The organism is Lysobacter sp. HDW10, from assembly GCF_011300685.1.
Classification (GTDB): Bacteria; Pseudomonadota; Gammaproteobacteria; order Xanthomonadales; family Xanthomonadaceae; genus Solilutibacter.
In genome coordinates, this window is record NZ_CP049864.1 from 1,240,599 (window position 1) to 1,253,208 (window position 12,610).

The following is a 12,610-nucleotide window of genomic DNA, read 5'->3' on the forward strand; positions in this document are numbered from 1 at the left end:
CCTATGTCGGACGCCTTGAACCTTGACCTGCAAACGCTCACGCCTTCCTTGGAGGCAGAGGCGCGCCTCGCGTTAGTCCGTCATCTGCAAGGACGTGAGGTTGAGCTCGCTCAGGTGCGTCCCGCGCTCACCATTGTGATCGAGCTTCTGCAAGGCTTGAATGCTGCGGATGAAGTGATCGCTGCGGCAGTCGTACACGCTGTGGACGCCCCGCGCGAAGGCCTGCCTGACACGTGGCGCACCTTGGTCGAAGGCTTGGATGCAGACGCGCGCATCCGCGACATTCACGCAACGCGCTCTGACACATTGGATCCCGAGCCATTGCGCCGCTTGCTGCTGGCAATGCTGCAAGACTTGCGCGTGGTCCCGGTGATCTTGGCGCGTCAACTCGCTGCCTTGCGATTGGCCATCGCCAACGACGACGCGACGCAAGCGGATCTCGCACAACTGACGCGCGCCATTTACGCACCATTGGCCAACCGCCTGGGGATTTGGCAGCTCAAATGGGAGCTCGAAGATTTAGCCTTCCGTATTTTGGAGCCCGAGGCCTATCGTCGCCTGGCGAAATCGATGGATGGCACGCGCCGTGCACGTCAAGCGCATATCGAAGACGTCAAATCTTCGTTGCAGCAGGCCTTGCGCACACATGGTTTCAAAGCGGAAATCAGCGGTCGACCGAAGCACCTGTACAGCATCTGGAAGAAGATGCATCGAAAGAATGTGGCGCTCGAAGCCTTACAAGATTTGAGCGCGGTACGCGTACTTGTTGACAACGTGACTGAATGCTACGCCGTGCTCGGCATGGTGCATGCAACCTGGACGCCGGTGCCAGGCGCATTCGACGACTACATCGCACGCCCGAAGAACAACGATTACCAATCGCTGCACACAGCGATCATCGGGCCGGAAGGTCGAACCGTCGAAGTGCAAATTCGAACGCGCGATATGCACGCGGCCGCCGAGCTCGGTATTGCCGCGCACTGGCGTTACAAAGAAGGTGGGCCGGGTGATCCGATGCTCGAGCGCAAGGTCGCGTGGATGCGGCAATTACTCGAAAGCGGTGAAGACGAGATTGACCCGGGTTTTGGCGGTGCGCTGGCGTCCGAGTTGGTGGAAGACCGCGTCTATGTGCTGACACCCAAGGGTGCCGTACTCGACTTGCCGCATGGCGCCACGCCGCTTGATTTTGCGTATCGCGTGCACACCGATGTGGGGCACCGATGCATCGGCGCCAAGGTCGACGGCAGGATTGTGCCGCTCGACACTGTGTTGTTGACCGGGCAACGCATCGAAATCATGACCGGCAAAGACATTGCGCCGCGACGCGATTGGCTGATGCCGGGCAATCGCTTCTTGGCCAGTGGCCGCTCACGCGAAAAGGTGAGGACATGGTTCCGCAAACTTGATCGCGAGCGAAACGTCAGTGAAGGTCGTGAAATTGTCGATCGTGCGCTGAAGCGTTCCGGCTTCACGCACGCGGATCTCACGGCGGTGTTGCACGAGTTCAATGTCATCGACTTGAACGAGTTGTTTGAACGGGTGGCCTTGGGTGAAGCGGGGCAGTCGGCCATTTTGCGCGCGCTGGCACGCGCAGCCGAACCGCCCGCACCTGAAGCTGAAACGCATTTGCCCAAGTTCGCTGAACTGCCGTCTCGGCAGGGCGCGTCCGCGCAAGGCATTCGCGTCGGCGGCATCGACAACGTGCTGACCTCGATCGCGCAATGTTGCCAGCCGGTCGCAGGCGAACAAGTCGCAGGCTATTTCACCAAGCTGCAAGGCTTGCGCATCCATCGAAGGGATTGCGTAGAGTTCGAACGCTTGGCGCTTCGTGAGCCCGATCGTGTTGTGCCTGTGGCGTGGGGTGATGCCATGCCAAAACAATCGGTGGCCGTCACGGTTGAAGCTGAAGATCGCAAATGGTTGGTGCGCGACATCGTCAATCTCATGTCGCAAATCGGTGTTGATGTGGGCGCAATCAATGCCAAAGCCATGGGGCGCAGCGGCATGCTCGGCGTAGAAATGCAGGTGCAAGTCAAAGACTACGGTCAATTGGCCTTGGTTTTCGACAAGCTGGCGTCCGTGGCCGGTGTGGTGGATGTGCGGCGACAAAGCAGTTTGTCTGGCTGATGGACCCGTCGCCTACCGCCAATGCCGCAGCACCGTTAAGCCTCGCCGTCGTGTTGTGCACCTACAACGGTGCGTCTTATCTGCAAAGACAGCTCGACAGTCTCTATGCACAGTCGCGCCTGCCTGACTGCATCGTACTTTCAGATGATGCATCCACAGATGACACGACCGAAATACTTGCGCGCGCCGCCACGCGATTCGAGACCATGGGCGTGCGTGTGCACTTCTTACGGCATCCAACCAACGTAGGCTATGTGCGCAATTTCGAACGCGGCTTCAAACTCGCGCATGCCGACCTTATTTTTCCGTGTGATCAGGACGATGTTTGGTACCCAAGCAAACTCGCGCGAATGACCGCTGTGTTTGAAGCGGACGACACGCTCGATGTCTTGCACAGTGATGCCGAATTGATTGACGCGAACGGCGCACCGATGGGACGTCGATTGTTCGAAGTTTTGGAGCTGAGCGCTACAGAATTGCGCACGATGACAGAAGGCGATGCCTTCGACGTATTGATTCGCAGAAATATCGTGACCGGCGCCGCGATGGCGTTTCGAACGCGTGTGCTGGATCAGGCGTTGCCATTTCCAGACGCCTGGGCGCACGACGAATGGCTGGCCATCGTGGCATCTGTGAATGGCAAAGTGCGCAGCTTGAATGAAGCCCTGTTGGGCTACCGCCAACACGGCAACAACCAAATCGGGGTGCAGGCGCGCGGCTTGCGACACAAGGCGACTGGTATTGCCGGCTACCGAAGGGCCTTTTTGGCGCGGATGGAAGCACGCTATGAAGTGTTCAACGCGCACGTGAAGCGGATGCAGCGTGTGCCGCCCGAACGTTTCGCGCGCGTTGAAGATCGTCTTCGTCACGCGCAGAGTCGCAATCGGCAAGGTACATCCATATTCGCGCGCATCCGTGAGGTGACGCGTGAGCTGCTGAGTGGTCGATATCATCGATTTGGCAAGGGCATTCGTTCTGCACTCGTCGACCTGTTCGGGCTGAACTGAGATGGACACGCACACGCACATCGCAGCCGTGATCGTCACCTACGAACCTGACATCACTGTCTTGCTCGACAACGTCCGTCAGATCGCGCCGCAAGTGGCGCGAACTTTCATCGTCGACAATTCCGTATCCATCCCCGCGCAAGCAGCTGTACGCGCGTTGCGAGGCGACGGCATCGAGGTCGATACCGTGGGCGGTAACGTCGGCATCGCCGAAGCCTTAAACCGCGGCATCCATGCGGCCGAGGCTTGGGGTGCTGATCATGTGTTGTTACTTGATCAAGACAGCCAAGCGGAAGATTACATGCTGGCGCACCTGCTGCATGACCTGCAGACAGCGCAGAAGCGCGCCAAGCGCATTGCCGCCATCGGTCCGACACATCTGGATGCGCGGACGGGTGCGCCCGCGCCCTTCGTGCGATTTGGTTTTCCGTTAAATCGAAAGCAATGGCCGACACCCGGCACAACCGTGTCCTGCGATTTCCTGATCACGTCCGGGACTTTAATGCCACTCGATGCCTATCGACAGGTGGGTCCGTTTGATCAAGCCTTGTTCATCGATAACGTGGACATGGAATGGTCGCACCGCGCCGTGGCGGCGGGATTCGGACTCTTGGGCAGTGCGGACGCAAAGATGCAGCACCGATTGGGCGATCGCCTCGCACGCCGGCCGGGCGGCTATGCTGCGATCCATGCGCCGGTTCGCCTTTATTACATGATGCGCAACCGCGTGCATTTGTATTTCCGAGCCACCACCCCCGGCCTGTGGATTGCGCAAGACATCCCGCGACTGGCCTTGAAATTTGTCGGATTCAGCCTGTTCGTTCAGCCGCGTGTGGCCAATGCGCGTGCCATGTTGGGCGGTATTGTGGACGGCATCCGCGGGCGACTCGGCGTTCGTAGCGGTTCAGAGTTGCGTGAGGGTTCCGGCGACAATCTGGCATAGACTTGGAAAATCTTGCATCGAGTACCGCTGTCCGTGGCAAATGACGACTACGACGATTTTGAAGACGATTACGATGACGACTTCGAAGACTATGACGACGACACGGAAGGTGGCCGGGCGTACTGGCTGAGAAAGGCATTGGTGGCCGGCCTCGCCGCCTTCGCGCTTTTCCTAGGGTTCCTGATTCCGTACATGCTGTACCTGAACTATCAGGTCGGCGCACGGTTCGGTCAGTTGCAATGGCAGTTGCCGACGCGCGTCTATGCACGTCCCTTGCAGTTGCAACCGGGCATTGCGATGTCGGGCGAGACCTTGAAGTCGGAATTGGACATGGCCTCGTACCGCGACGATGGTGTCGGTGAACGTCCGGGCAGTTATGCGAGAAAGGGCAACGAATTCACAATTTCAAGTCGCGGCTTCAATGACGTCGGCGGCCTGATCAAGCCGCATCGCATTGCAGTGACCTTGAATGATGGCGAAGTCGCGACGCTGCGCGATCGCGACAGCAAAGCCCCGATGAAAGTCACGCGCTTGGATCCCGCGCGCATCGGTACCTTGTATGGTCGCAATCAGGAAGAGCGGGAGATCGTTCGCCTTGAAGAGGTGCCCGAGAAGTTGGTCACCGGCTTGCAGGCGGTAGAAGACAAAGATTTCGCCCATCACTTCGGTGTGGATTTCACTGGCGTGATGCGTGCGATCTGGATCAATCTCAAATCCGGTGATCGCAAACAGGGCGCCAGTACGCTGACGCAACAATTGGCGCGAAGTGGCTTACTCGGTATCGGCAAAGAGCAGACGTACACGCGCAAATTCAAAGAAATGTTGTACGCAGTGATTCTTGAAGCGCGCTACGACAAACGCACAATTCTTGAGACCTATTTCAATCAGGTCTATTTGGGTCAGCAAGGTAACCAAGCCATTCATGGCGTGGCCGCGGCCTCTAAGTTTTGGTTCAACCGAAACGTCCGCGATTTAAGTGACGAACAAATCGCATTGCTGATTGCCATCGTTCGCGGACCGTCGTGGTATGACCCGCGGAAAAATCCGGAGCGCGCAAGAGAACGCCGCGATTTCGTCTTGGAGAAAATGCTTCAGAACAATGTGCTGACGCAGAAGGAATACGAAGCGGCGGTGAAAGCACCGCTGGGTGTCACGAAAACCCCGGAAGGGGGCGGTGGCAATCGCTTCCCCGCGTATGTTGAGTTGGTGCGACGTCAGTTGGCCAGCGATTACTCAAACGATGATCTTTCAGGCGCCGGCATGTCTGTGATGACCGCGATGTCGCCGAGTGCGCAGGCCTATGCGGAAGGGTCGGTCACTGCGGCCATCAAGAGCGTCGCTGGTCGTCGTCGTCCCGATTTGGACGCGGGCGTTGTCATGACCAATGTCCACACCGGTGAAGTCGTGGCTGTGGTGGGTAGCAAGGATTACAGAGAAGCTGGATTCAATCGTGCGCTGGATGCAAAACGTCCGGTCGGTTCGATCATCAAACCGTTTGAATACATGTTGGCCTTGGCACAACCGGGTCGATGGTCTTTGGCGACGTATGTCGAAGATTCACCGGTCTCAGTGATTTTGGGCAATGGCAAGCGCTGGAGCCCGGACAACTCAGACAATCGCAGTCATGGCAGTGTGCGCGTGATCGATGCTTTGGCACAGTCCTATAACCAAGCGACGGTGCGTATCGGCATGGCAGTGAAGCCGGAACGCGTCAGTGACTTGATGAAGGTGTTGGCTGGCATCGAAACGGGGAACAATCCCTCCTTGCTACTGGGTGCCACAGATCAAAGTCCGTATGCCATGGCGCAGGCCTATCAATTCTTGGCCAGTGGCGGTGAAATCCAACCCTTGCGTTCTGTGCGTGGCGTGTTGGATCGCAACGGCAAGGCGCTCAAACGCTATGACAAAGCGCCGGCACCTGCCCAGGAAGGGGATGCGATTGCAGCACGTCTTGTCACCTTCGCACTGCAGCGTGTGGTGAGTGGCGGTACGGCACGACAATTGATGAATGATGGCTTCGGCCGTCTGACGCCTGCCGGTAAAACAGGCACCTCGAATGACAGCCGCGACAGCTGGTATGCCGGCTACACCGGTGACCATTTGGCGGTGATTTGGATGGGCAACGATCAGAACAAACCGACCGGCCTCTATGGTTCAACGGGTGCCATGCGCGTGTGGTCTTCTATCTTTAAGAAGCTGCCGACCGCACCTTTGCAATTGAATCAACGTGGGCTGGACTGGCAATGGGTATCCGGCGCCAATTCAACGGATGCAGGGTGCCCAGGTGCGCAACGCATGCCTTTTGTTCGCGGCTTCGCACCACCGTTCCAATCGTGTGCACCCGCACCTGAGGAATATCCCACGGATGATCCAAACGCGATGCCGATCGGTGATGACCCTGCGATGCCCGTCCCCGAAGGCACACCCGGTAACGACAATGCTTGGATTCAAAGAGGCGATCCGGCGCGCCAAGTCCAACCCGTTCCGCAGGCGCCGCCTGTAGGTCAATGAGTATGTGGCAAGACGAAGTACTGGCGTCCCTGTCTGAAGGTGGCGCTTTGGACGAAGCTTTGTCTGGGTTCAAACCCAGAGCAGGGCAGCAACGTATGGCGGCCGCAGTGGCGGATGCGATCGCCACGCGCGGCACCCTACTGGCCGAAGCAGGCACGGGCACCGGGAAGACCTACGCCTATCTCGTGCCCCTATTGTTGTCTGGCAAGAAGGCCATCGTGTCTACCGGCACGCGCGCATTGCAAGATCAGCTCTTTCATCGCGATTTGCCACGCGTGCGGGATGCACTCGGTCAGGGCGCCAAAACGGCATTGCTGAAGGGCCGCGCCAACTATCTGTGCTTCCACAGAATGGAATTGGCTAAAGGCGAATCTCGATTTGGCACGCGCGAACACGTGGATCAGTTCCAGCGCATCGTGTCTTGGAGTGGGCGTACGACGGCAGGCGATTTGGCGGAAGTCGCAGGCATTCCAGACGATAGTCCAGTGCTACCGATGGTGACGAGCACGGCCGACAATTGCTTGGGTACGGACTGTCCTTTTTGGGCGGACTGCTTCGTCGTCAAAGCACGGCAACGCGCGCAAGCCGCAGATTTGGTGGTCGTCAATCACCATTTGCTTTTGGCGGATCTCGCATTGAAGCAAGAAGGCTTCGGCGAAATTCTGCCGGGCGCGGAAGCGTTTGTGATTGATGAAGCACATCAGCTCCCCGAACTTGCAGCTTTGTTCTTCGGTGAAGCACTGAGTGCGCGGCAAATCGTTGAGTGCGCGCGTGAATGTGTGCTCGAAGCGAAATCTGTTGCGACCGGTACAGCGATGATCTCGCCCGTTGCGCTGCAAGTCGAGAACAGCGCAAAAGTCCTGCGACAAAAAATGGAAGGGATTCCGACACGCGGCACGCGTGATCGCTTGAATGCCTTCCCGGAAGTACAAGCTGCCGCCCTGCAGTTGGGCGCCGATCTCGAACATCTGATTGAAAGCCTGAAAGCATTGGAAGGCACATCCACTGTCTTGGATGCATTGCACACGCGCGCAGCCTTGATTCGCCAAAAGTTGACGGCATGGTTCGATACAACGGCAGAGGTCGATCCAGATGAAGCACTCAGCGTGCATTGGTACGAGTTGTCAGCGCGCGGTTTTCGTCTATCTAGAACACCCATTGATGTGTCGGGTGCTTTGCGCACGCAACGCGAAGCCAGTGGTGCCGCGTGGGTATTTACTTCTGCAACGCTCTCCATCGCAGGGCAGTTCAGTCATGCCGTCGAGCGCTTAGGCCTGGACGCGCCGACAACCTTGTTGGAACCCAGCCCATTTGCATGGGCGGAAAACGCCTTGTGTTATTTGCCCACCGGACTCCCGCAGCCTTCAGACCGTCATTTCACCCACGCGATGATGGAGCGTGTTGTGCCGGTCTTAAAGGCGTCAAATGGACGTGCGTTTGTGCTGTTCGCATCGCATCGTGCACTGCGAGAAGCCGCTGAACTTCTGGCCGCGCAGCCATGGCCCTTATTCGTGCAAGGCCAAGCGCCGCGCGCGCAACTCCTCGATCAATTTCGCGCGTCGGGTAATGGTGTCTTGCTTGGCACCGCCAGCTTCCGCGAAGGTGTCGATGTCGCCGGTGATGCATTGAGCGTGGTGGTGGTCGACAAGTTACCGTTCGCAGCGCCAGACGATCCCGTGTTCGAAGCGCGCTTGGATGCCATTCGTCGTGCCGGGGGTGTGCCGTTTCGCGATGAGCAGATTCCACAAGCCGTGATTGCGATGAAGCAAGGCGTGGGTCGACTCATACGCACAGAAACAGATCGTGGCGTCTTGGTCTTGTGTGATCCACGTTTGACAGAGAAGAGCTATGGAAAAACCTTCATTGATTCGCTGCCGCCCGCCGTCATCACACGCAGGCTCGAAGATGTGGAAGCGTTCTTCGCAGCAAAGGCCGAGCTCGCCGCATGACCACCGATAGACACGTACTGGCTTTGGAAACTTCAACTGAAGCCTGTTCCATCGCACTGCAATCCGGTGGACAGGTGTTTCATCGGCACGCTCTTGCGCCGCGCCAACATGCGGAGTTGGCATTGCCATGGGTGGAAGCGGTGTGTGCAGAAGCTGGAATCTCGCGCAAACAGATCACGCATTTAGCGGTCGGCGCGGGTCCGGGTGCATTCACGGGCGTTCGCTTAGGCGTGGCGCTGGTACAAGGCTTGGCGTTCGCGCATGCCTTGCCTGTTGCAGCATTCAGTACCTTGCGCATTGTTGCGACCACCGCACAAGCGCAAGAAGGTCAGCGCATCGCCGTTGCCATGGATGCGCGCATGCAGGAAGTGTATTGGGGGGAATTCGAATGGCGTTCCGGTGTGCCAGTCGCGCTCAGCGAAGCGCGTGTGTGCCCGCCGGAGGATGTTCACGTGATGACACCCGGTTGGCTTGGATTTGGCACAGGTTTTTCCGCCTATGCCGAGCGTTTCACACAGCTAGACCAGGCGAAGCTCAGCATCGTTGATCCAAACGCATTGCCTGACGGGCGCGCACTCTTGCAGTTGGCGAATGTCGCGGATCGCGAGTATGCGTGGCACGCGGCTGAAGCCATCGAGCCGATCTACTTGCGCAACAACGTGGCTCAGACCATCGCAGAACGCGAAGCGGCAAAACGCGACGCGTCTTGATCAGTGACTGGTGACCGTGCCTTCGGGTTGGAAGTCCCACGTCCGTACGACCATCAGCAAGTCGAGCTCTTCGCTGGTTCTCGGAATGGGGGGGTAGGGCTCTGCTAAACGCGCAATTCGCACTGCTGCGTCATCGAGAATTTTTTTCCCACTCGAGCGCACGACGTTAATCGACTCAACACTGCCATTCTTTCGAATGCCGACACTCAACAGCACGCTGCCTTTCAATTGTCGGCGTCGCGCTTCATCGGGATAATTCAAATTGCCGACGCGTTCAACGCGATCTGCCCATTGGCGAAGGTAGGTGGCAAATACAAATTCACGCGTTGCGGCGGAAATGAATTTGACTTTGGGTCGCTTGGCGTAGTTGTCCGACTGTTGGTGAATCTCTGCCGCCAAACGCGCGACGTCCATATCGAAATCCACGCGGCGATCACCGGTCGCGGTTGCTTGCACCGCGCGTGTTTGTGTTTCGCGCGCTGAGGGCACGCGATAGGTATCATCGCGACCCGCAATCACGCGCGTTTCAGGCGGAGGCTGTGGCGCGGGCGATTGCGCACGCAGTGTCTTAGTCGCAAGGCCATCCGTTTCCGTCAATGCCACGCCGCTTTGTGGTGCAGAGGGTTTTGATGTTTTGTCGTGCTCGCCGCCCCCTTCATTGTTCACCTGCGCCAAGAAGGCGGCTTGTTTGGGCGAGAGTGCAGTGCGCGTCGTCGACATGATGACGTCGAGTGTCGGTACGACCGGCGCCGCGCCGCGCGCTGCAAACCCGATACCGAGTAAGGCCACCAGATGGATCGCAAGCGACAACAAAGTCGTCGCGCTCAATCTTTGCGATGCACCGATTTTCGGCGCCAAGACTTCGGTTGCAGCGAAATCGATCATGCAGATTTCATTCGCGTGTCAATGGCATCAAACAACGTGCCTGCAATATTCAAATCAAACTGTGCATCAAGTTCGCGAATACAGGTCGGGCTGGTGATGTTCACTTCGGTCAAGTAGTCGCCAATGACATCCAACCCTGCGAACAAGACATGACGTGCTTTCAAGAAGGGCCCCACTTCGGCCGCGATCCAGCGGTCGCGATCACTTAAGGGACGGCCTTCACCGCGCCCGCCGGCAGCAAGGTTGCCGCGGAACTCATCACCTTGCGGAATACGCGCCAGACAGTAAGGCACCACTTCACCGCCGACGATCAAAATGCGCTTGTCGCCATCGACAATCTCCGGCACATATTTTTGCGCCATGACCAAGTGCGAGGTGTCGCCGGCCAATGTTTCAAGAATGACATTGAGATTGGGGTCGTCCGCATTGGCCTGAAAGATGGAGCGCCCACCCATGCCGTCCAGAGGCTTCAAGACGGCGCGCCCGTGCTGCTTGACGAAGGCCTTGAGCTCGGCGCGTTGGCGCGTCACCAGCGTCGGTGTACAGCACTGTGGAAACAGCTGAGCCGCCAGCTTCTCATTGAAGTCGCGCAAGGCGGCCGGGGCATTGACGACCAGCGCCCCCTGTTGCTCGGCCATAGACAAGATATGGGTGTCATGGATGAACTCGGCATCCACGGGCGGATCCTTGCGCATCAGGACCACCTGGCCGTGGCTGAACGGTACATCTTGATAGTCGCCCAGCGAAAACCAGTCTGCAGCGCGGTCAGTCACCTGTAGTGGCGCGACCCGCGCGCGTGCCACACCGTCTCGGATCGACAATCCGCCCGGTTCGACGTATCGGACATCGAGCCCTCGACGCTGGGCTTCAAGCAGCATCGCAAAGGTCGAATCTTTTGCCGGTTTGATGTGCTCGATGGGGTCCATGACGACCCAGACCGCATAGGACATTGAAAACTCCGCTCAATTCGATGCCATAGATTAAGCTGCGCGCCCGCGGAATCAAAATGTCGCACAAAACTGCTATGCAGTTGGCTTTTCAGCATTTTTCCGGATGAACCTGCGCTTGACATAGGGAGCCGCAGGTGAAACATTCCACATATACCGCTCTGCGATGTGCAGCGGCAATGCTATAGGGGCTTCAATGGAATCAACCGACATTTCCGGCAATTTGAGCGGGCTGAAGGTGATGGTGATCGACGACTCCAAAACCATTCGTCGTACAGCAGAAACTCTGCTGAAACGCGAAGGGTGTGACGTCGTGACGGCGAGTGACGGGTTCGAGGCCTTGGCCAAGATCGTCGAGCAACATCCGCACATCATTTTCGTCGACGTGATGATGCCGCGCCTTGACGGTTATCAAACCTGCGCGCTCATTAAGAACAATCAGGTCTTCAAATCGACGCCGGTGATCATGCTGTCGTCCAGAGACGGCTTGTTTGACAAAGCCAAGGGCCGAATTGTCGGCTCGGAACAATATCTCACCAAGCCATTCACGCGTGAAGAATTGCTGGGTGCCATTAGATCTCATGTGACCGCTTAGGGGGCGCGCAACATGGCAAGAATTTTAATTGTCGAGGACTCACCGACAGAGATGACGGTGATGTCCCAGTTTCTATCTAAACAAGGACACGAGGTCCTCACTGCTGCTTCCGCGGAAGAAGGCATTGAGACCTGTAAACGTGAATTGCCTGATCTCGTCGTGATGGATGTGGTACTGCCCAACATGAACGGATTTCAGGCCACGCGTGCCATCAGCAAAGACGAAGTCACCAAACATATTCCGGTGATGATCGTGAGCACCAAGGGCATGGAAGTGGATCAGGCATGGGGCATGCGTCAGGGTGCCCGTGACTACATGGTCAAACCCGTCAAGGAAGCGGACTTCGTCTCACGTATTTCCGCCATTCTCGGGACCTGAAGTGGACGCCATTCAATCGGCCTACGGCTATTTGTGCGAACTGGATGCGCGCAGCCTTGCGCACGTCGCCGGCACACCGCAAGAAGTCGGCGGGCGCATCGGTTGGCGTGGCCTGGCTTACCGCATTGGCCACAGACTGCTGGCATCGCGCTTTGACGATGTCGCAGAAATTCTGTCGGCACCACCTGCCACACCCGTACCGGGCGGCCAAAACTGGCTGCTCGGTTTGATCAATGTGCGCGGTAATTTGCTGCCATTGGTCGATTTGAAAATGTTCCTTGAAGGCGAACGCACTGTGATGCATGAGAACCAACGCATGCTCACGATTCGTCAAGAAGGCGGTGACGTCGGCGTTTTGATTGACGAATTGATTGGTCAGCGCGCATTCGAAGACGCAGAGCAAGTCGATCCGGGCAGCCTGACCGATGGCCGCTACAAGCATTTGATTGAACGTGCATACAAGAAAGACGACGAAACTTGGGGCGTTTTCGACTTCGATGCATTAACCCGTACACCCGAATTCAGGCGCGCCGCTCTCTAAGCCGCGTCGGACAATCA

11 protein-coding genes are annotated in these 12,610 nt (G+C 57.6%); 9 read left to right on the forward strand and 2 right to left on the reverse strand.

Annotated features, from left to right (window positions below):
- Positions 1-3: 3 nt before the first annotated feature.
- From G7069_RS05860 to tsaB, 6 genes are all read left to right on the forward strand, one after another.
- Entirely contained in the window at positions 4-2,127 is a 2,124-nt protein-coding gene (locus G7069_RS05860) for a RelA/SpoT family protein (protein ID WP_166295246.1), read from the forward strand.
- Complete coding sequence (locus G7069_RS05865; RefSeq protein WP_166295248.1) at positions 2,127-3,134, forward strand: glycosyltransferase family 2 protein; 1,008 nt, start codon at positions 2,127-2,129, stop codon at positions 3,132-3,134. Before G7069_RS05860 ends, G7069_RS05865 begins: the two co-directional genes overlap by 1 nt.
- Position 3,135: 1 nt before the next feature.
- Entirely contained in the window at positions 3,136-4,077 is a 942-nt protein-coding gene (locus tag G7069_RS05870; RefSeq protein WP_166295250.1) for a glycosyltransferase family 2 protein, read from the forward strand.
- A gap of 192 nt (positions 4,078-4,269) precedes the next feature.
- Positions 4,270-6,588, forward strand: coding sequence for a penicillin-binding protein 1B (gene mrcB / locus G7069_RS05875; protein ID WP_240912661.1), 2,319 nt, complete (start codon positions 4,270-4,272; stop codon positions 6,586-6,588).
- Positions 6,585-8,537 carry an ATP-dependent DNA helicase gene (locus G7069_RS05880; RefSeq protein WP_166295252.1) on the forward strand — a complete coding sequence of 651 codons (1,953 nt, stop codon included), beginning with the start codon at positions 6,585-6,587 and terminating at the stop codon, positions 8,535-8,537. The genes mrcB and G7069_RS05880 overlap by 4 nt, the downstream gene beginning before the upstream one ends.
- A complete protein-coding gene (tsaB, locus tag G7069_RS05885; RefSeq protein ID WP_166295254.1) occupies positions 8,534-9,247 on the forward strand; it encodes a tRNA (adenosine(37)-N6)-threonylcarbamoyltransferase complex dimerization subunit type 1 TsaB in 714 nt (237 codons plus the stop codon). The genes G7069_RS05880 and tsaB overlap by 4 nt, the downstream gene beginning before the upstream one ends.
- Here the strand turns inward: tsaB and G7069_RS05890 are convergent, their stop codons facing one another.
- Both G7069_RS05890 and gshB read right to left on the reverse strand, forming a co-directional pair.
- Positions 9,248-10,132 (reverse strand): energy transducer TonB, encoded by an 885-nt coding sequence (locus G7069_RS05890; protein WP_166295256.1) that lies wholly within the window; start codon positions 10,130-10,132, stop codon positions 9,248-9,250.
- On the reverse strand, positions 10,129-11,082 hold the full coding sequence (gshB, locus tag G7069_RS05895) for a glutathione synthase (protein ID WP_166295258.1): 954 nt from the start codon (positions 11,080-11,082) through the stop codon (positions 10,129-10,131). The genes G7069_RS05890 and gshB overlap by 4 nt, the downstream gene beginning before the upstream one ends.
- 193 nt (positions 11,083-11,275) lie before the next feature.
- Here gshB and pilG point away from each other — a divergent pair, with 193 nt between their 5' ends.
- Genes pilG through G7069_RS05910 form a run of 3 tightly spaced genes read left to right on the forward strand, consistent with a single transcriptional unit; the run spans position 11,276 to position 12,593 of the window.
- Positions 11,276-11,674 (forward strand): twitching motility response regulator PilG, encoded by a 399-nt coding sequence (gene pilG, locus G7069_RS05900; RefSeq protein ID WP_166295260.1) that lies wholly within the window; start codon positions 11,276-11,278, stop codon positions 11,672-11,674.
- 12 nt (positions 11,675-11,686) lie between these two features.
- Entirely contained in the window at positions 11,687-12,052 is a 366-nt protein-coding gene (locus G7069_RS05905; protein ID WP_166295262.1) for a response regulator, read from the forward strand.
- 10 nt (positions 12,053-12,062) lie between these two features.
- Positions 12,063-12,593 (forward strand): chemotaxis protein CheW, encoded by a 531-nt coding sequence (locus tag G7069_RS05910; protein ID WP_166297596.1) that lies wholly within the window; start codon positions 12,063-12,065, stop codon positions 12,591-12,593.
- Positions 12,594-12,610: the final 17 nt, after the last annotated feature.

Excerpts from the sequence above, each read along its gene's own strand:
- G7069_RS05860 (WP_166295246.1), top strand. The coding sequence starts at position 4 with ATGTCGGACGCCTTGAACCTTGACCTGCAAACGCTCACGCCTTCCTTG.
- G7069_RS05865 (WP_166295248.1), top strand. The coding sequence starts at position 2,127 with ATGGACCCGTCGCCTACCGCCAATGCCGCAGCACCGTTAAGCCTCGCC.
- G7069_RS05870 (WP_166295250.1), top strand. The coding sequence starts at position 3,136 with ATGGACACGCACACGCACATCGCAGCCGTGATCGTCACCTACGAACCT.
- mrcB (WP_240912661.1), top strand. The coding sequence starts at position 4,270 with ATGCTGTACCTGAACTATCAGGTCGGCGCACGGTTCGGTCAGTTGCAA.
- G7069_RS05880 (WP_166295252.1), top strand. The coding sequence starts at position 6,585 with ATGAGTATGTGGCAAGACGAAGTACTGGCGTCCCTGTCTGAAGGTGGC.
- tsaB (WP_166295254.1), top strand. The coding sequence starts at position 8,534 with ATGACCACCGATAGACACGTACTGGCTTTGGAAACTTCAACTGAAGCC.
- G7069_RS05890 (WP_166295256.1), bottom strand. The coding sequence starts at position 10,132 with ATGATCGATTTCGCTGCAACCGAAGTCTTGGCGCCGAAAATCGGTGCA.
- gshB (WP_166295258.1), bottom strand. The coding sequence starts at position 11,082 with ATGTCCTATGCGGTCTGGGTCGTCATGGACCCCATCGAGCACATCAAA.
- pilG (WP_166295260.1), top strand. The coding sequence starts at position 11,276 with ATGGAATCAACCGACATTTCCGGCAATTTGAGCGGGCTGAAGGTGATG.
- G7069_RS05905 (WP_166295262.1), top strand. The coding sequence starts at position 11,687 with ATGGCAAGAATTTTAATTGTCGAGGACTCACCGACAGAGATGACGGTG.